General features: G+C 72.2%; 20 protein-coding genes. 9 read left to right on the plus strand and 11 right to left on the minus strand.

All coding sequences use genetic code 11. The features are described from left to right. The first annotated feature begins 71 nt into the window (after positions 1-71). Positions 72-1,283, plus strand: a complete 1,212-nt coding sequence (locus tag BAY60_RS07700; RefSeq protein ID WP_112280068.1) for a MinD/ParA family ATP-binding protein — start codon at positions 72-74, stop codon at positions 1,281-1,283. A gap of 7 nt (positions 1,284-1,290) precedes the next feature. Here the strand turns inward: BAY60_RS07700 and BAY60_RS07705 are convergent, their stop codons facing one another. From BAY60_RS07705 to BAY60_RS07730, 6 genes are all read right to left on the minus strand, one after another. After that, complete coding sequence (locus BAY60_RS07705; RefSeq protein ID WP_112280069.1) at positions 1,291-1,935, minus strand: DUF3558 domain-containing protein; 645 nt, start codon at positions 1,933-1,935, stop codon at positions 1,291-1,293. Then, positions 1,932-2,378, minus strand: coding sequence for a hypothetical protein (locus BAY60_RS07710; protein ID WP_245992364.1), 447 nt, complete (start codon positions 2,376-2,378; stop codon positions 1,932-1,934). The genes BAY60_RS07705 and BAY60_RS07710 overlap by 4 nt, the downstream gene beginning before the upstream one ends. A gap of 96 nt (positions 2,379-2,474) precedes the next feature. Beyond that, complete coding sequence (locus tag BAY60_RS07715; RefSeq protein ID WP_112280070.1) at positions 2,475-3,104, minus strand: DUF3558 domain-containing protein; 630 nt, start codon at positions 3,102-3,104, stop codon at positions 2,475-2,477. Continuing rightward, positions 3,101-3,547 carry a hypothetical protein gene (locus tag BAY60_RS07720; RefSeq protein WP_146770984.1) on the minus strand — a complete coding sequence of 149 codons (447 nt, stop codon included), beginning with the start codon at positions 3,545-3,547 and terminating at the stop codon, positions 3,101-3,103. The genes BAY60_RS07715 and BAY60_RS07720 overlap by 4 nt, the downstream gene beginning before the upstream one ends. A gap of 89 nt (positions 3,548-3,636) precedes the next feature. Next, the gene (locus BAY60_RS07725) at positions 3,637-3,819 is read right to left on the minus strand and encodes a hypothetical protein (RefSeq protein WP_112280072.1); all 183 of its coding nucleotides are present in this window, start codon (positions 3,817-3,819) and stop codon (positions 3,637-3,639) included. A gap of 205 nt (positions 3,820-4,024) precedes the next feature. Further along, positions 4,025-4,234 carry a BldC family transcriptional regulator gene (locus tag BAY60_RS07730; protein ID WP_112280073.1) on the minus strand — a complete coding sequence of 70 codons (210 nt, stop codon included), beginning with the start codon at positions 4,232-4,234 and terminating at the stop codon, positions 4,025-4,027. Between the two features lie 183 nt (positions 4,235-4,417). Between BAY60_RS07730 and BAY60_RS07735 the strand changes: the two genes are divergently transcribed. Genes BAY60_RS07735 through cds1 form a run of 3 tightly spaced genes read left to right on the plus strand, consistent with a single transcriptional unit; the run spans position 4,418 to position 6,255 of the window. Then, positions 4,418-4,906, plus strand: coding sequence for an Lrp/AsnC family transcriptional regulator (locus BAY60_RS07735; RefSeq protein ID WP_112280074.1), 489 nt, complete (start codon positions 4,418-4,420; stop codon positions 4,904-4,906). Between the two features lie 3 nt (positions 4,907-4,909). After that, positions 4,910-5,194 (plus strand): DUF4229 domain-containing protein, encoded by a 285-nt coding sequence (locus BAY60_RS07740; protein WP_112280075.1) that lies wholly within the window; start codon positions 4,910-4,912, stop codon positions 5,192-5,194. Then, the gene (gene cds1, locus BAY60_RS07745; RefSeq protein ID WP_112280076.1) at positions 5,191-6,255 is read left to right on the plus strand and encodes an L-cysteine desulfhydrase Cds1; all 1,065 of its coding nucleotides are present in this window, start codon (positions 5,191-5,193) and stop codon (positions 6,253-6,255) included. Before BAY60_RS07740 ends, cds1 begins: the two co-directional genes overlap by 4 nt. A 10-nt stretch (positions 6,256-6,265) precedes the next feature. Here the strand turns inward: cds1 and BAY60_RS07750 are convergent, their stop codons facing one another. The 4 genes from BAY60_RS07750 to BAY60_RS07765 form a co-directional block, all read right to left on the minus strand. Next, positions 6,266-7,141 carry a 1,4-dihydroxy-2-naphthoate polyprenyltransferase gene (locus tag BAY60_RS07750; RefSeq protein WP_112280077.1) on the minus strand — a complete coding sequence of 292 codons (876 nt, stop codon included), beginning with the start codon at positions 7,139-7,141 and terminating at the stop codon, positions 6,266-6,268. 36 nt (positions 7,142-7,177) lie between these two features. Further along, positions 7,178-8,278: a hypothetical protein gene (locus BAY60_RS07755; RefSeq protein ID WP_146770985.1), complete on the minus strand. Its 1,101-nt coding sequence runs from the start codon at positions 8,276-8,278 to the stop codon at positions 7,178-7,180. A 105-nt stretch (positions 8,279-8,383) separates the two neighbouring features. Continuing rightward, complete coding sequence (gene menE / locus BAY60_RS07760; RefSeq protein WP_112280079.1) at positions 8,384-9,520, minus strand: o-succinylbenzoate--CoA ligase; 1,137 nt, start codon at positions 9,518-9,520, stop codon at positions 8,384-8,386. Between the two features lie 6 nt (positions 9,521-9,526). Continuing rightward, positions 9,527-10,450 carry a 1,4-dihydroxy-2-naphthoyl-CoA synthase gene (locus BAY60_RS07765; protein ID WP_112280080.1) on the minus strand — a complete coding sequence of 308 codons (924 nt, stop codon included), beginning with the start codon at positions 10,448-10,450 and terminating at the stop codon, positions 9,527-9,529. 48 nt (positions 10,451-10,498) lie between these two features. On the opposite strand from BAY60_RS07765, the gene menD reads away from it, so the two are divergent. Genes menD through BAY60_RS07780 form a run of 3 tightly spaced genes read left to right on the plus strand, consistent with a single transcriptional unit; the run spans position 10,499 to position 14,214 of the window. Continuing rightward, positions 10,499-12,178 carry a 2-succinyl-5-enolpyruvyl-6-hydroxy-3-cyclohexene-1-carboxylic-acid synthase gene (gene menD / locus BAY60_RS07770; RefSeq protein WP_170160327.1) on the plus strand — a complete coding sequence of 560 codons (1,680 nt, stop codon included), beginning with the start codon at positions 10,499-10,501 and terminating at the stop codon, positions 12,176-12,178. A gap of 52 nt (positions 12,179-12,230) precedes the next feature. Continuing rightward, positions 12,231-13,739 carry a M1 family metallopeptidase gene (locus BAY60_RS07775; RefSeq protein ID WP_112280082.1) on the plus strand — a complete coding sequence of 503 codons (1,509 nt, stop codon included), beginning with the start codon at positions 12,231-12,233 and terminating at the stop codon, positions 13,737-13,739. A gap of 22 nt (positions 13,740-13,761) precedes the next feature. Next, complete coding sequence (locus tag BAY60_RS07780; protein WP_112280083.1) at positions 13,762-14,214, plus strand: DUF3592 domain-containing protein; 453 nt, start codon at positions 13,762-13,764, stop codon at positions 14,212-14,214. A gap of 109 nt (positions 14,215-14,323) precedes the next feature. Here BAY60_RS07780 and BAY60_RS07785 read toward each other — a convergent pair whose 3' ends face one another. Beyond that, entirely contained in the window at positions 14,324-15,151 is an 828-nt protein-coding gene (locus BAY60_RS07785; protein ID WP_112280084.1) for an inositol monophosphatase family protein, read from the minus strand. Positions 15,152-15,336: 185 nt separating this feature from the next. Here BAY60_RS07785 and BAY60_RS07790 point away from each other — a divergent pair, with 185 nt between their 5' ends. Beyond that, complete coding sequence (locus tag BAY60_RS07790; RefSeq protein ID WP_211330201.1) at positions 15,337-16,455, plus strand: glycosyltransferase family 4 protein; 1,119 nt, start codon at positions 15,337-15,339, stop codon at positions 16,453-16,455. Positions 16,456-16,499: 44 nt separating this feature from the next. Continuing rightward, complete coding sequence (locus BAY60_RS07795) at positions 16,500-17,609, plus strand: glycosyltransferase (RefSeq protein ID WP_112280085.1); 1,110 nt, start codon at positions 16,500-16,502, stop codon at positions 17,607-17,609. Positions 17,610-17,629: the final 20 nt, after the last annotated feature.

The raw sequence follows: 17,629 nt of genomic DNA on the forward strand, positions 1-17,629 counted from the left end.
ATCTGCGGCTACGGTCGCACGTGAAGCAAGGCAGAGGGGAGACACCTCGCGACCATCGGAGGACTGACGCGGTGACCGGACCCAGCGAAGGAGAGGGGCAGGAGCCGCCGCTCTATTCCGAGGCCAGCACGGACTCCACACCGCATCCGGCGGTGCCGGGGCCGCCGCAGCAGCCGTACCCCGCGCAGCAGCAGCAGTATCCCGCGGGCTATGACCCGAACCTGCCGCCGCTGGATCCCCGGTACGAGCAGGCGCATCAGCAGCCGCCGCCCCCGCCGGGGCAGCAACCCCCACCTCCGCCCACGGGGCCTCCGCCCGCGTTGCCGCAACCGCAGCGCGCGCGCCATCCGATGGGCAACGGCGAGTTCGGGGGCGGGCAGTTCGTCAAGCGCATGAAGCGCACCCCGCAGTCGGGCTGGCGCAAGGCGCTCTACCTGGGCACGGGCAAGCTCATCAATCCCGGCGAGAGCCCGGCCGACCGCAGGCGGCGCGAGCTGATCTCGCGGGTCAACCAGCCGTTGCGGGGCTGCTTCAAGATCGCGATGCTGAGCCTCAAGGGCGGGGTCGGCAAGACCACCACCACGACGACGCTCGGCTCGACGTTCGCGTCGTTGCGCGGTGACCGGGTGATCGCTGTGGACGCCAACCCCGACCGGGGAACGTTGTCGCAGAAGATCCCGATCGAGACGACGGCGACCGTGCGGCACCTGTTGCGGGACGCCGACCGGATCACCCGGTACAGCGACGTGCGGGCGTACACCTCGCAGGGGGCCAGCAGGCTGGAGATCCTGGCCAGCGAGCAGGACCCCGCGGTGTCGGAGGCCTTCTCCGAACGCGACTACCGGCGCACGGTGGACCTGCTGGAGCACTTCTACAACATCGTGCTCACCGACTGCGGCACCGGCCTGATGCACTCGGCGATGAAGGGGGTGCTCGACGTCGCCGACTCGCTGGTGATCGTGTCGTCGGGCTCGGTGGACGGCGCGCGCAGCGCATCGGCCACCCTCGACTGGCTGGACGCCCACGGCTACGGCGAACTGGTGCAACGCTCGGTCACGGTGATCAACTCGGTGCGCCCGAAGGGCGGTTCGGTGGACCTCGACAAGCTGGCCGCGCACTTCGCCGCGCGCACCCGCGCCGTCGTCCGGATCCCGTTCGATCCGCACCTGGAGGAGGGCGCGGAGATCGAGCTGGAGCGCCTGCAGCCGGAGACCCGGCTCGCGCTGCTGGAACTGGCGGCGACGGTGGCCGACGGCTTCGCCGCCGACCGCCTGGTCCGCTGAGCGGGCGCTACTGCCGGGCCTTGATGTTGCGGATCATCGCGGTGGCCACCTGGTCACGGGCTGCCTGACAGGGGTCGAGCTGCCCGATCTTGCTCTCGCCCAGGTAAAGCGTGATGTCAATCGTTTCCCGGTCGCTGACCCCGACGCGGAGCGTGCATTTGCCTTCGTGGCGAACATCGGTGATCCCGTAGGCGACGACCGGGTATCCGTCGACCGGCCGCAACTGCTCGAACAGCGCGTTGCGGTGGCGGCTTTCGTACAGCGAGGTCAGTCCCCGTGCATCGACCTGTGGGAAGATCACGGCAAATCGGCCGCGTTTCGAGTCTCCGGTGCTCCACACACATTCAGGGCCGACGGGAGTATCGAGATCCGGGGAGGCGGTGCCCTCAGTTCCGATCAAAGCCTCCTTCTCGGCGTCCGTGATGACATCACAGGGAGCACGCAGAAAATGGCTGATGTCGAGTGGATCATCGATGCTCGGCGCGCCGTTCGAGGGCAGGTTGTCGCTTCCTCTGGGCGTTGTCGCAGCAGGCGAGCGGTCGTCCGCTGCCCCGGTGGGTGCGTGGCTCGGCTCGCCAGGCTCAGGACTCACGCAGCCTGCGGCCAACGCCGCAGCGGTCAGTACCGCGAAACCGGCGGGTGCACGCCTCATCCGAGGGTGCCCGTTGACTTGGGGACCGCCGCGGCGGCGTCGCCTTCCGCGTTGCCGTAGGCGCCGAGAGTGTCCCTGAACTTCTGTGCCATCGATCGGCAGTAGGCGACTCGCTGGTGCAGCGCTTCAAGCAGGGCCACACCAGATTCGTTGATCTTCTCCGCGTTGTTGATGCTCGCGTACTCGGCTCCGGGACCTTCCACCTCGATCAAGACCAGGGCGTATCGCTCGCAGCTTTCGAACTTGTCCGCCAGTTCGTCCCATTCCGTGGCGATGGAGGTCAGCTGTTCCGGAGTGAAGGCGTAGCCGGGTCCCGTCTGTGGGGCGCCCCCGCCTCTGCCGCCCGGGAGCAGCTCCGGACGGCCGGCGTGGGTGTCGGGTTGCGGGGGGACGTAGACCTGGGTGACGGGTATCGCCTGACCGCCGATTTCCTTCTCGATCACCGTCGCCCCCACGCCGCTGTCACCAGGGCAGCACCCTCCGTGTCCGACCGTGCGAAATCTAGCATGGAGCCCGTCGAGGCAGGGTGCCTTTCCACGCTATTGCCGAGCCTTGATGTTGCGGATCATCGCGGTGGCCACCTGGTCACGAACTGCCTGACAGGGGTCGAGCTGCCCGATCTTGCTCTCGCCCAGGTAAAGCGTGATGTCAATCGTTTCCCTGTCGCTGGTGCCGATCCGCAGCGTGCACTCATCGTCGTGACGGCGGTCGGTGCTGTACGCGACGACGGGATAGCCGTCCACAGGCGACATTTCCTCGAACAGCGGCAGGTTGTCGCGGTTGGCGTAGAGCGAGCTGAGACCCCGCTCGTCCAGCTGGGGAAAGATCACACTGATGCCGGCCGGGCCACGTGGCACCTGCCAATGGCAGTCAGGTCCGGTGGGAGCATTGACATCGCTCGTAGGAGCGATGCGCTCGCCGAAGAACTCCTCGATCTCCGCATCCGTCAGGACGTCGCAGGGCTGCTGCAGGAGGGTGGCGATGTCGAGCGGGCGGTCGACCTGGGGGGCGCCGTTGGCTGGCAGGCTGTCGCCCTCGCTGGTGGGAACGTTCGGGCTGGCCGGCAACGCTGTGGACTGCGGGCTGCCCTCGCCAGATTCGGACGTCGTGCACCCTGATGTGATCATGATGGCAGCGCCTGCGACAGCCATGACGGCTGCCAGCTTCACCGCAGAGTCCCCTTCTTCTCGGTGACGACAGCCGCTGTGTCCTCATCGACCGTCGTGTAGGCAGGGAGCGCGTTTCTGAACTTCTGCGCCATCGCGCGGCAATAGTTCACCCGCTCGTCCAATGCCACCTGCAGCGCCGCGCCCGATTGCCGGATCTTGTCGGCATTGTTGATGCTGGCGTATTCGGTTCCCGGGGCCTCGACGGCTTCGATCGTTCGGACGTGCGTTCTGCAGCTTTCGAACTTGTCCGCCAGTTCGTCCCACTCCGTGGCGATGGAGGTCAGCTGTTCCGGAGTGAAGGCGTAGCCGGGTCCCGTCTGTGGGGCGCCCCCGCCTCTGCCGCCCGGGAGCAGCTCCGGACGACCGGCGTGGGTGTCGGGTTGCGGGGGGACGTAGACCTGGGTGACGGGTATCGCCTGCCCGCCGATTTCCTTCTCGATCACCGTCGCCCCCACGCCGCTGTCACCAGGGCAGCACCCTCCGTGTCCGACCGTGCGAACGTAGCACGCGGACCGGCAGGCCGGGCGGGGTTTCAGCCCTTCTCGTCGTCCTCCGGCCGCTTCGACTGCTCACCGATGCTGCGGAGGAACTCGGGGTCGTCGTCCGGCGCCACGGCGCTCTGCCGGCTCGGCACACCGACCCGTTCGGCGCCGAAGACTCGCCACAACAATACGGCGATGGTGATCGCGCCGATCGCCGCGAGCAGGTACAGCATGCTCGCTCCTTCCCGGTGTGCTGCGCGAGTGACAGGTGGTTCGCAGTCCTCGGATTATGCACGCCGGGGAGTAGGCGCGCTGTGAACGCCCACCCGACCGTGCCGCGCATGCCTCGCGACTGTTGTCACCGAGATTAACCCTTTTGCCGGGTTTTGGGGTGAGGGGTGGCCCTGCGGCGCTGAAGGGCACCCCGCTACCCGAGCCTCAGGCGTGCCGTGGCTCGCTCGCGTCAGTGGTCAGCTCGGCGAGCAGCGCGTTGACCTCGGATTCGCGGAACCGGCGATGGCCGCCGGGTGTGCGGATCGAGCCGATCCGCCCTGCCGTCGCCCAGCGAGTCACCGTCTTCGGATCGACTCGGAACAAAGCGGCGACCTCGCCCGGTGTCAGCAGCCGTCCTCCCGTGGTCGCGGTCACTTTCCGCCTCCTTCACACCTTCAGTGCTATACCGGGAGCGCGTCGGGCTCACGTGTCCGTCGTGCCCGGTCCCTAACTCCACAATCGTTGCACTTCACCCGTCAGGTACTCGAACGGTTGTCGGCGAGTAAAGAGGTAGTAAGGGACAAAACGGCCGCTTCGGACACGGCTAGGGTGGGCCCCGTGGACCACCTCGACCGCAAGATCATCGCCGAGCTGCGCACCAACGGCAGGGCCACCTACGCCGAGCTCGGGCGGATCGTGGGCCTGTCGCCGTCGTCGGTGCACGAGCGGGTCGGCAAGCTCGAGGCCGCCGGCGTCATCACCGGCTACCACGCCGTCGTCGACCCCCGCACCGTCGGGCTCGGCGTCACCGCGCTCGTCGGGATCCAGCCCACCGACACCGCCTCCGACGACGAGGTCGCCGTCGCGCTCGGCGAGCTGCCCGAGGTAGAGAGCTGCTACGCCGTCGCGGGCGACCAGGCGTTCGTGGTCAAGGTGCGGGTCGGCACCGTCGACGAGCTGGAGCACACCCTCGGCAGGCTGCGCCGCATCGACGGCGTGGCCCGCACCCACACCACCGTGGTGCTGTCCACGCGCTTCGAGGGCCGGCCCAACAACACCGTGCTCGACCACCCGGAAGACGGCCTGAGCGGCGGCGTAGCCTCGTAGACCGTGAGTGAACGACCAGGCGAGCACCTTGCCCGCGATCTGACCCTCTACGTGCTGGCGCGGTTCGCGCTCGTCGCCGTGGTCGCCACGCTCCTGGTCCTGTTCGACGTGCCGCTGCTGGTGGCGCTGGCCATCGGCTTCGTCGCGGGTCTTCCGCTCGGCCTGCTCCTGCTGCGCGGGCTCAACGCACGGGTGACAGCCGGGCTCGCCGCGCGCAACGAGCGCAGGGCCGCCGAGCGCGCCAGGCTGCGGGCGCAGCTGCGCGGCGACGAGCAGGGGGCCGAGTGAGCCGCGAGTGGGTGCGCGAGGCGATCCGCATCATCGAGGCCGACGCCAACCGCAGCGCCGACACCCACCTGCACGTGTTCCCGCTGCCCGCCGACTGGGGCATCGACCTCTACCTCAAGGACGAGTCGGTGCACCCCACCGGCTCCCTCAAGCACCGGCTGGCCCGCTCGCTGCTGCTGTACGGCCTCGTCAACGGCCAGATCGGCCCGGACACGGTGCTCGTCGAGGCCTCCAGCGGCTCGACGGCGGTCTCCGAGGCCTATTTCGCGCGGATGCTCGGACTGGAGTTCGTCACGGTCGTGCCACGCAAGACCAGCCAGGAGAAGATCGACCTCATCGAGTTCTACGGCGGGCGCTGCCACTTCGTCGACATCCCGTCCGCCATGTACTCGGAGGCGGAGCGGCTTGCCGCCGAGTGCAACGGCCACTACCTCGACCAGTTCACCTACGCCGAGCGGGCCACCGACTGGCGCGGCAACAACAACATCGCCGAGTCGGTGTTCACGCAGATGCGCTCGGAGCGGCACCCGGTGCCCGCGTGGATCGTCGTGGGCGCGGGCACGGGCGGCACCAGCGCGACGTTCGGCCGCTACGTGCGCTACCGCCGCCACGACACCCGCATCGCCGTGGCCGACCCTGAGAACTCGGCCTTCTTCGGCGCATGGGAGACCGGGGCTCGCGACTACACCACCGGCATGCCCTCGCGAATCGAGGGGATCGGCCGCCCGCGCGTCGAGCCGTCGTTCGTCCCCGAGGTGATCGACGAGATGATCCAGGTGCCGGACGCGGCGTCGTTCGCGGCGATCCGGCTGCTGCGCGAGCGCACCGGCCACTGGGCGGGCGGGTCCACGGGCACCAACCTCGTCGGCGCGTTCACGCTCATCGCGCGGATGCTCGCGGCAGGGGAGCGCGGCAGCGTCGTCACGCTGGTCTGCGACGGCGGCGAGCGCTACGCCAACACCTACTACTCCGACACCTGGATCGCCGAACGCGGCCTCGACCTCGCCCCGCACCTGGCCGAGCTGGAGCACTTCCTGGCCACCGGCGAGTTCGGCGCCTGAGAGCCCACCGTCAGCCGGTCCACGCCAGCGCCGCGCCGGTCAGCACGGCCCACGCCAGCATCGCCATGCCGGTGTCCCGCAGCACCGGGATCAGGCCCCGCCCCGTGACCCCGCCCGTGATGACCCGCACCGGCGTGACGAGCAACGCGGCCGCCGGCAGCGCCACGAGCGCCACCGGGTGCGCGAACGCCAGCGTCCCGGTGAGCACGAACGGCACGACCGCCAGCGCCAGGTACAGCCGCCGGGTGCCGCCGTCGCCCAGCTTGACGGCCAGCGTGCGCTTGCCCGCCTCGCGGTCGGTGGGGATGTCCCGCAGGTTGTTGGCCACCAGCACCGCCGTGGACAGGCAGCCCACGGCGACCGCGGACGCCAGCGCCTCCCAGCTCACCCGGCCCGCCTGGACGTACACCGTGCCGAGCACGGCGGCCAGTCCGAAGAAGACGAACACGGCGACCTCGCCGAGGCCCGCGTAGCCGTAGGGGCGCCTGCCTCCGGTGTAGAACCACGCGCCCGCGATGCACGCAGCGCCGAGCGCGAGCAGCCACCACGTGCCGGTCACGGCGACGAGCACCAGCCCGAGCACCCCCGCGACGCCCAGCGAGGCCAGCGCCGCGGCGAGCACCGTCCTCGGCCGGGCCGCCCCCGAGCCGACGAGGCGCAGCGGACCGACCCGCTCGGTGTCGGTGCCACGGATGCCGTCGGAATAGTCGTTGGCGAAGTTGACCCCGACGATCAACGCCAGTGCCACGCCCAGCGCCAGCAGCGACTGCCACCAGGAGAACGCGTCGAGCTGCGCCGCCGCCCCCATGCCCGCCAGCACCGGGGCGATCGCGTTGGGCAACGTCCGCGGCCGCGCCCCCTCGATCCACTCCGCAACAGTCGCCATGGCGCCATTCTTTCGCCCGCCCGGCGGCGGCGACGCTCAGGGCTGACGGCAGGGCGCGGCGGCGAGCCCGGGACGCACGTAGGCGGCCGAGACGTACATGCCGGGCGCGAGGCGGTACCACCGCGCTGTGGCGCCCTGCGTGCCGCGGACCCGGTCGCCGGTGGCGGCACAATCGATGCGCACCTGTGCGTGCCGCGCCGCGTAGCCGACCCGATCGGCGTCCAGCGAGGGACCGGTGCGCACGTTCAGCTGCCAGCCGCCGGTCTCGACCGTGCCCCACGGACCGTGGCCGGTCCACTGGTAGGTCACGTCCACCCAGGCGTTGGTGGGCAGCCGCAGGCCGTCCCAGAACGTGCCGTCGGCGAGGTCGATCCCGGCCGGGTTCCTCACGACGCGCCCGAACTGGTCCCTGCCGCCGTTGTGCCCGTCCTGGTAGGCAGCCTGCGCCTGCGGCTTGCCGTGCGGAAGGCCGGGCCACATGTCGCGCTCGGCGTTCCAGTGGTCGTCCCTGGTGTTCCACGGCCCGACGTCCCACACGGGTGCCCACTCACAGCGCGCCCCGTCGGTGGTGCACACCTTGACCGTGTAGTTGCCGCTGCCGCGGCTCGCGAGGCCCCGCCGCGAGGGCAGCGCCACGAAGTGGTCCCGCTCGGTGATCACGTGCCCGTTCGCGGTGGTGCCGCCGACGAGGCCCTCCCGGGTGGCGAAGATCCGGAACGTCGTGCCCTGTGCTGGGGTCATCGCCCCCATTCTCCGCCCCGGAGCCCGCCACGCGGTGACGTCGATCGCCCGCGGCCGGGCCCCGGCGGTGAGCGCCAGGCGGGTCTGCACAGACGTGGTGGCCTCCGGCAGCACGGCCGCGGCGCCGGGCCGGGCCCCGACCCACTCCGACCACGTGCCGTCCGAGCGCAGGCCGCGCACGTCGACGGCGGTGCCCTGTCCCGGCGCGGTCACGGCCACGGTGTCGACCGGGCTGTCCAGGTGGCGCACGGGCGACTCCCGGACGGACATGCCCACCGGGGAGGTGGTCGACAGGGCGAGGTCCGCGCGGGAGGCCGGCAGCGTCCACGAGACGGCACCGGTGGTCCGCACCGGCTCCGGTACGAGGGTCAGCACCAGGCCGATTACGGCACTCAACGCCGCTGACCTGCGTCTTCGAGAGATCATGTCCGGTAGCCAAGGAGCCGCGCCCGGCGCCGTCAACGAGCGGGCGGCCGTGTCGGCGTGCTCCAGCCTGCCGGGCTACCCCAGCAGGGTGGTGCGCACGGCGGCCCGGTCGACCTTGCCGGGTCCGATCAACGGCAGCTCCGGCACGAACACCAGCCGCTTCGGCACCCCCGGGCCACCGAGCTCGGCCCGCACGGCCTCCCGCAGCTCCTCCGCGCGCGGCGGCACCTCGCCCGCCACGACGGCGGCCGCCACCAGCTGTCCCCATTCCGGGTCGGGCAGTCCCACCACACACGCCGCGGCGACGCCCGGATGCGCGGTGAGCACCCGCTCGACCCGCGCGGCGGGCACCTTGACGCCGCCGGTGTTGATGACGTCGTCGGCCCTGCCGAGCACGTCGAGCCTGCCGTCGCGCAGGCGGCCGACGTCGCTGGTGCGGAACCAGCCGTCGCGGAACGCCTCCGCCGTCAGGTCCGGCCGCAGCCGGTAGCCGTGCGCCAGCACGTCGCCGGTGAGCTCGATGCGGTCGCCCTCGCCGAGGCGGACCCGCACCCCGTCGAGCGGCACCCCGTCGTAGACGCAGCCGCTCGCGGTCTCGCTCATGCCGTACGCCGAGACGATGCTGAGCCCGGCCTCGCGCGCCCGCGCCCGCAGCCGGTCGTCGAGGGCGGCGCCGCCCAGCACGATCGCGGCGAAGCGGTGCGCCTCCCCGCCGCCGGCGTCGAGCAGGCGCGACAGCTGGGTGGGCACCAGCGCCGTGTAGTGCGGGCCCTCGGTCGCCGTGAGGGTCCGCGCGGCCTCGGCGAAGGCGCCCGGGTCGAAACCGGACGACAGGTCGAGCACGGCGGGCCGGTGACCGGCCAGCGCGGAACGCACCAGCACCTGCAGCCCGCCGACGTAGTGCGCGGGCGTGGCCAGCAGCCAGCGGCCCGGCCCGCCGAGCCGGGCGTGGGTGGCGCGCGCCGAGGCGTGCAGCGCCCGCGCCGACAGCAGCACCCCCTTCGGCTCGCCCGTGGAGCCGGACGTGGGGATCACCACCGCCGTGCCGGGCTCGACCGGCTCCCCCGGCGACAGCGCGTCGCGGACCCGCTCGGCGGCCGGGTTGCGCGGGTCGAGCGGCAGCACCGCCGGGCCCTCGGCGAGCGCGTCCGTCAACGCCGCCCGCAGCCGCTCGACGGAGGCCGGGGAACCGTCGGTCCAGACGATCCGCATGAGCGGTCAGTAGTAGTACGGAAAGCCCGACCAGTCGGGCTCCCGCTTCTCCAGGAACGCGTCCCTGCCCTCGACGGCCTCGTCCTGCATGTAGGCCAGCCGGGTGGCCTCCCCGGCGAACACCTGCTGGCCCACCAGGCCGTCGTCGACGAGGTTGAACGCGTACTTGAGCATGCGCTGGGCGGTCGGCGACTTGCCCAGCGCCTCCCAGGCCCACTCCAGCGCGGTCTCCTCCAGCCGCTCGTGCGGCACCGCGGCGTTCACCGCGCCCATCCGGTGCGCCTGCTCGGCGGTGTACTCGCGGCCGAGGAAGAAGATCTCCCGCGCGAACTTCTGCCCGGTCTGCCGCGCGAGGTAGGCCGACCCGAAGCCGCCGTCGAAGGAGCCGACGTCGGCGTCGGTCTGCTTAAACCGCGCGTGCTCGGCCGAGGCCAGGGTGAGGTCGCACACGACGTGCAGCGAGTGTCCGCCGCCCGCCGCCCACCCGGGCACCACCGCGATCACGACCTTGGGCATGAACCGGATCAGCCGCTGCACCTCGAGAATGTGCAGGCGGCCCGCGCGGGCGGGGTCGATCGTGTCCGATGTCTCTCCGCTCGCGTACTGATACCCGGAGCGACCACGAATACGCTGGTCACCACCGGAGCAAAAGGCCCACCCTCCGTCCTTGGGCGAAGGGCCGTTCCCGGTGAGCAGGACGCAGCCGACGTCCGAGCTCATCCGGGCGTGGTCCAGAGCACGGTAGAGCTCGTCGACGGTGTGCGGGCGGAAGGCGTTGCGCACCTCCGGCCGGTCGAACGCCACCCGCACGACGCGCTTGCCGGAACGGGTCTGGACAGAACGGTGGTAGGTGATGTCGGTGAAGTCGAACCCCTCGATCTCCGTCCAGGCGGCGGGGTCGAACAGCTCCGATACGCGAGCGTCAGCCACGCTTGCGAGAATATGTCCCGTGCCGTCGACGCTTCAGGGGGCTCACCTGTGAACCCTTCCACCGCGCAGGCGAGGGTCATCGTCGACGAGCTCGTGCGCAACACCGTGTCGCACGTCGTGCTGAGCCCCGGCTCGCGCAACGCGCCGCTGTCGCTGGCCCTCTACGCCGCCGCGGCCGAGGGCAAACTCAGCCTCCACGTGCGCATCGACGAGCGCACCGCCGCGTTCCTCGCCCTCGGCATCGCCGCCCGCACCGGCCGCCCCGTCGCCGTCGTGTGCACGTCGGGCACGGCCGCCGCGAACTTCCACCCCGCCGTGCTGGAGGCCGACCGCGCCGGGGTGCCGCTGATCGTGCTCACCGCCGACCGGCCGCCCGAGCTGCGGGCCGCCGGTGCCAACCAGGTCATCGACCAGCACAACCTCTACGGCGACGCGGTGCGCTACTTCGACGAGCTCGCCGTCGCCGAACGCAGGGCCGGGCAGAACGCGTACTGGCGCAGCCAGATCTGCCGCGCCTGGAACGCCGCCTACGGCGAGTGGCGGTGCGGTCCCGTGCACCTCAACGTGCCGTTCCGCGAGCCGCTCGTCCCGGACGGCGGCGAAGGCGCCGACGAGTGGTTCGAGTCGCTCGACGGCAGGCCGCGCGGCGCCCGCTGGACGGAGCTGCCGGACTTCGGCGCGCTGCCGTCGTTCGTGGTTCCGTCCGCCCGGCACGGCCTGGTGGTGGCCTGCGACGCGGGTGTGCGCGCGGCCAGCGAGTGGGCCGAGCAGCACGGCTGGCCCGTGGTGTCGGAGACCGGCGGGCTCGGGCTCGGCGGCTCCACCGCGATCTCGGGCGGCGCGTGGCTGCTGGGCGTGGAGGGCTTCCTCACCGAGCACATGCCCGAGCAGGTGCTGTGCATCGGAAGGCCCACGGTGTTCCGGCAGGTGCAGCGGCTGCTGTCCGATCCGGGTGTCGAGGTGCTGCTCGTGCGGCCCGACTCCGACTGGCCCGCGCCCGCGCACAACGTGCGGCAGGTCGGGCAGTGGTTCGACGAGCCCACGAAACCGTCCGACCCGGAATGGCTGGCCCGCTGGCGGCGAGCCGACGCCGCCGCCACCGACGCCGTGCGCGCGACCCTGGCCTCGGAGCCGTGGCCGAGCGGGCTGCGGGTCGCCGACGAACTGGTGCGCGGGCTGCCGCAGGACTCGCTGCTGGTCGTCGGCTCGTCCAACCCGGCCCGCGACGTCGCACTGGCCGGGGGGCTGCGGCCGGACGTGCTCGTGCACCGCAACCGCGGCGTCGCGGGCATCGACGGCACCGTGTCCACCGCGCTCGGCGCCGCCACCGTGCACCGAGGCCCCTCGTACGCCCTGCTCGGCGACCTGACGTTCCTGCACGACATCAACGGCCTGCTCACCGGGCCCGCCGAGCAGCGGCCGGACCTGACGATCATCGTGCTCAACGACGACGGCGGCGGCATCTTCTCGCTGCTGGAACAGGGCGCGCCCGAGCACAGTGACAGCTTCGAGCGCGTGTTCGGCACCCCGCACGGCGCCGACCTCGGTGCGCTGTGTGCCGGCTACCACGTGCCCTACACGCTCGCCGAGACGCTCGAGGAGTTCCGTGCCGCCCTGCGGCCCCAGCCCGGCCTGCGCGTGGTGGAGGTGCGGGTGGACCGCTCGCGCCACCGTGACCTGCACGCGCGGCTCCGGCAGGCCGTCGCCGCCGCGGTCACCGGGGAATAACCTCCTTTCGGCCGTGTCCGGCACCCGGCCCGGCTCGCTAGCTTGTCCGGTTATGCGGCTTTCGGCTCGCGCCGTTTCCGGCGCCGTCGCGACGGGTCTCGCGACAGTCCTGCTCGCCACCACCGCCAGCGCGGCCCCGGGACCCGGCGCCCCCGGGCTCGGCGACCCCTACTACCCGGGCGCGGGCAACGGCGGCTACGACGTCGCCCACTACGACATCCGCGTCACCTACCAGCCGGGCACCGACCGGCTCGCGGGCACCACGACGATTCTCGCCACCACGACGCAGCAGCTGTCCAGGTTCAACCTCGACTTCGGCCTGCACGTCGACTCGGTGCGCGTCAACAACGTGCCCGCGCGCTTCGCCAAGGACCCCGATGACTTCACCGAACTCGTCGTCACCCCGCGCCAGCGGCTGGCGAAGAACCAGTTCATGACGGTCGTCGTCCGCTACGCCGACACGCCGTCCAAGATCACCATCGACGGCTACCAGGCCTGGAAGAAGACGCCCACCGGCGCGCTCGCCGTGGACCAGCCGACCATCGCCGAGTGGTGGTACCCGTCCAACGACCATCCAACCGACAAGGCCACCTTCGACGTGTCCGCCGAGGTGCCCGACGACGCCGTCGCGCTGTCCAACGGCACGCTCGCCCGCAAGACCAAGCACCGCAAGGGCTGGACGAGGTGGAGCTGGCGCAGCACCAGCCCGCAGGCCACGTACCTGGCGTTCCTCGTGGTCGGCGACTACGAGGTGCTGGAGTCGCAGACCCCGGACGGCCAGCCGTTCATCACCGCCTACGACCCGCTGCTCGGCGACCGGCTGCCCGCCGCGAAGGCCAGCATCGAGCGCAGCCCCGAGGTCGTGGAGTTCCTTGAGGAGCTGCTCGGGCCGTACCCGTTCGAGGCGCAGGGTGGCATCGCGACCACGGGTCTCGGGTTCGCGCTGGAGAACCAGACGCGCTCGGTCTACGACGGCGGGTTCTTCCGCGCGGGCACCAACATGTCCGTGGTCGTGCACGAGAACGCCCACCAGTGGTTCGGCGACTCGGTGGCGCTGGGGGCCTGGAGCGACATCTGGCTCAACGAGGGATTCGCCAGCTACGCCGAGTTCCTGTGGTCCGAGCACGCAGGCGAGGGCACCGCCGACGAGCTTGCCGAGTACGTCTACGACTCCTACCCGGCCGACGACGAGTTCTGGCAGGTGCTGCCCGGCGACCCCGGCCCGGAGAACCAGTTCCACCCGGCCGTCTACGACCGCGCCGCCCTGGCCGTGCACGCGTTGCGCAAGACCGTCGGCGACGAGACGTTCTTCGCCCTGTTGCGCACGTGGCTGGAGGACAAGAAGGGCAGCCACGGCACCACCGCCGAGTTCGTCGCCCTCGCCGAGCGGATGTCCGGGCAGCAGCTGGACGGCTTGTTCGAGGAGTGGCTGTTCACGGCGGGCAAGCCGGCGCAGAGCCCCAACGGCGCGAGCACCGCCGCGCGGCTGGCCGCCGTCTCCGAGCCCGCGTCGTACGCCGAGATCCAGCTCACCCACCGGCAACTCGCCGCGGGGCGGTGACGGCGGCCGATATGCTCGCCGGGTGGCTTCCGGTGTCCCGAACGAGCGCGCGTCGCGCGTCGGCGTCTGGGTGGTGCTCGGCCTCGCGTCCGTGATCACCCTGATCGGCGTGACGCTCGTGTTCGCGGGCCTGCGCAACGACCAGGCGATCTCGGCACACCGGGGCGTCGCGACCGGCCAGGTCGAGGAGGTGACGTGGGATCGCACGATCATCCGGTTCGAGACCCCGGACGGCATCGCGCACAGCCCTGCCCTCGGCGCGCTCTATCCGCAGGGCCTTTCGGAGGGCCAGCTGATCAGGATCGAGTACGACACCACCAACCCTGAGCTGGCCAAGGTCGCGGGCCGCACGTGGCTGCTGACGCTTCTGCCCGTGGGCAGCATGGTGGGCATCACCTGGCTCGTCGCGGGGCCGCTGCTGTGGTGGTTGCGCACGCGGCAGCGGGCACGGGAGCGCGCGACCGTGGACGCCTGAGGCGCGCGAACAGGTTCCGGCGCGAGCCGAAGGGTCCCGTGGGTACACCTGCGGTACCCACGGGACCCTTGGGCACGGCGCGGGGCGGCGGCCGTGCCGTGACCGGGCGCTAACCGACGCCGGACCACCAGGACAGCACCTCCTCCGCCACGCTCGGCGCCGCCACGAGCAGCCCGTCCGGCGGCAGTGCCGCGCCCTCGCCGTGCCGGTCGAGCACCACCGCGCCGGTCTCGATCGCCAGCCCGACGGCCGCCGCGACGTCCCACTCGTGGTAGCTGTGCAGCACCGCCGCGGAGGCATGCCCGAGTGCGACCTGCGCGATCGACAGGGCCGCCGAGCCCAGCACGCGCACCCCCGCGTGCGCCGCGGCGGCCCGCTCGATGAACCCGCCCATGCCCGGCCACGGGCCGGTGCGCGTCAGCTCGGTGCACACGATCGTGCCTGCCGTGCAGCCCCGGTCGGCGGGCTCGATCGGGCTCCCGTTGGCCCGGGCCCCCCGGCCTCGCGCGGCGGCGTAGATCTGCCCCCGGTACGGATCCGCCACGACGCCGACCACCGGGCCCGACGCGTCGACCAGCGCGAGGCTGTAGGCACACCACGGCACCCCTGCCACGTAGTTCGCCGTGCCGTCGACCGGGTCCACCACCCAGCGGTAGTCGGCGACGTCGGCGCCCAGATCGGGGCCGAACTCCTCGCCCACGACCGGCATGCCGGGAAACTCCGCCGTCAGCACTCTGCGGGTGTGCCGCTCGAGGGTGCGATCGGTGTCGGTGACCCAGTCGAACGGCGAGTCCTTGGTGTCGGGGTGGGCCCCGCGGCCCGCCGTCGCGGTGATCACGTCCGTCGCGTCGTTGGCGAGCCGTCCGGCGACCTCGAGGGCCTTCGACAGCAGCCCCGGCTCGACGGGCAGCGCCCGGCGTGAGGACAAAAGCGTCATGCCTCTTTATCGTGGCCACGGCGAGTGTCCGGAACGCGACGGTGAGGTGACGAGCCGCTCGCCATTCGAAGACGAGTCGTTCCGCGCCCCCCGATGACGCGCCACGCGAAGTGTTTCGGCGGCGTTGGCTCAGTCGTCACGTCGGCGTGGCCTCGCGCACGGCCCGGCCTGCCACTGTCGCGAGTGTGCGAGTCGCCATCGTCACCGAAAGCTTCCTGCCGCAGGTGAACGGCGTCACGAACTCCGTGCTGCGCGTCGTGGAACACCTCGGCGAGCACGGGCACGACGTGCTGATCGTCGCACCGGGTGCGGGGCCCGCCGAGTACCGCGGCGTTCCCGTGGTTCGCATCCCCGCCGTGGACCTGCCGGTGGTGAGCTCGCTGCCGGTGGGCGTGCCCACCAGGGCCGTGCTCACCGCGCTCGCCGGGTTCGCGCCGGACGTGGTGCACCTGGCCTCGCCGTTCGTCGTCGGCGCCCGTGGCCTGGCGGCCGCGCGCCGCCTGGGGGTGCCGTCGGTGGCGGTGTACCAGACCGACGTCGCCGGGTTCGCCGCCGCGTACGGGCTCGGCCTCGGCGCCCGTGCCGCCTGGCGCTGGGTGCGCAGGCTGCACTGCAGGGCCGACCGCACGCTGGCCCCGTCCAGCCATTCGGTGCGCGAGCTGCGGCTGCACGGCGTGCCGCGCGTGTACCGCTGGGGCAGGGGGGTCGACGTCGAGCTGTTCCAACCCGGCCGCGCCGACGCCGCGCTGCGTGCGGAGCTGGCGCCCGGCGCGGAGCTGCTGGTCGGCTTCGTCGGCAGGCTCGCCCCGGAGAAGGAGGTCGACCGGCTGGCCGTGCTGAACGACGTGCCCGGCATCCGGGTGGTCGTGGTCGGCGACGGGCCGGAGCTGGAGCCGTTGCGGCAGCGCCTGCCCGGTGCGGCGTTTCTCGGCGCGCGCTTCGGCGAGGAACTGGCCACCGCCTACGCCAGCCTCGACGTCTTCGTGCACACCGGCCCGCACGAGACGTTCTGCCAGGCCGTGCAGGAGGCCATGGCCTCGGGGCTGCCGGTGCTCGCCCCCGCGGTGGGAGGCCCGCGCGACCTCGTGGACCCGGGCGTCACCGGTCACCTGCTGCCACCCGCGCGAGAGCAGTTCGCCCGCGAACTGCATCGCCGCATCGACGAGCTGCGCGATCCCGGGGTCCGCGCCCGGCTGGGGGCCAGTGCGCGGCGGGCGGTGCTGGGCCGCACCTGGCCCGCCGTGTGCGGGGAGCTGCTCGGCCACTACGAGGCCGTGCGGGGGCACGTCCTCAGGGCGGCGTGATGGCGCCGCGCGCGGGGTCGCCGCGGGAAGCGGCGGCGTGATCCATGCACATCGTGCAGCTCGCGAACTTCTACGGACCCCGCTCCGGCGGGCTGCGCACGGCGTTGCACCACCTCGGCGCCGGGTACGCCGAGCGAGGCCACCGGGTGACCCTGGTCGTTCCCGGGCCGCGGCACGCCGACGAGACGCTGTCCACCGGCGTGCGCAGGGTGTCGCTGCCCGCGCCACGCATTCCCGGCACCGGCGGCTACCGGGCGGTCGACCCGTACCGGGTGCGTGCGCTGCTGCGGGCGCTGCGCCCCGACCGGCTGGAGGTGTCCGACCGGCTCACGCTGCGGGGCATGGGTGCGTGGGCGCGCAGGCACGACGTGCCCAGCGTGGTGATCTCCCACGAGCGGCTCGACCGGCTGCTGGAGCAGTTCCTGCTGCCCTCGCCGCTGGCCCGCAGGGTCGCCGACGTCGCGAACCGGCGCATGGCCGCCAGCTACGACAGGGTGGTGTGCACCACGGCCTTCGCCCGTGGCGAGTTCGAGCGGATCGGGGCGCCGAACGTGGCGCGCGTGCCGCTCGGCGTGGACCTCGCCGCCTTCAGCCCGATGCTGCGCGACCACGGCTGGCGGCACGAGCTGGCGGGCGGCGCCGACGCGCTGATCGTGCACTGTGGACGGCTCTCGCCGGAGAAACACGTGGAACGCAGTGTGGACACGGTCGCCCAGCTCACCGAGTCGGGGCAACGGGTGCGCCTGGTGGTCGCGGGGGACGGCCCGAGACGAAGGGCGCTGGAGCGCAGGGCCCGTGGGCTTCCGGTGACGTTTCTCGGGTTCGTCTCCGACCGCGTGCGGGTGGCGCGGCTGCTGGCGAGCGCCGACGTGTCACTGGCCCCCGGCCCGCACGAGACCTTCGGCCTTGCCGCGCTGGAGGCGCTGGCTTCGGGGACGCCGGTGGTGGTGTCGGCGTCGTCGGCGCTGCGGGAGATCGTGCGGCCCGGCTGCGGCGCCGCCGTCGCCGACCACGCGCCCGCATTCGCCACCGCCGTCACCGACCTGCTGGACGCCCCTGAGGGCGCCCGCCGCGCCGCCGCCCGCGCCAGGGCGGAGGAGTTCACGTGGCCCCGCTCCGTCCAACGCATGCTCACGCTGCTGCGTTGCCCGTAACGAGGCGTTCCGGCGCCCGT

This window comes from Prauserella muralis (assembly GCF_003202285.1).
Lineage (GTDB): Bacteria > Actinomycetota > Actinomycetes > Mycobacteriales > Pseudonocardiaceae > Prauserella_B > Prauserella_B muralis.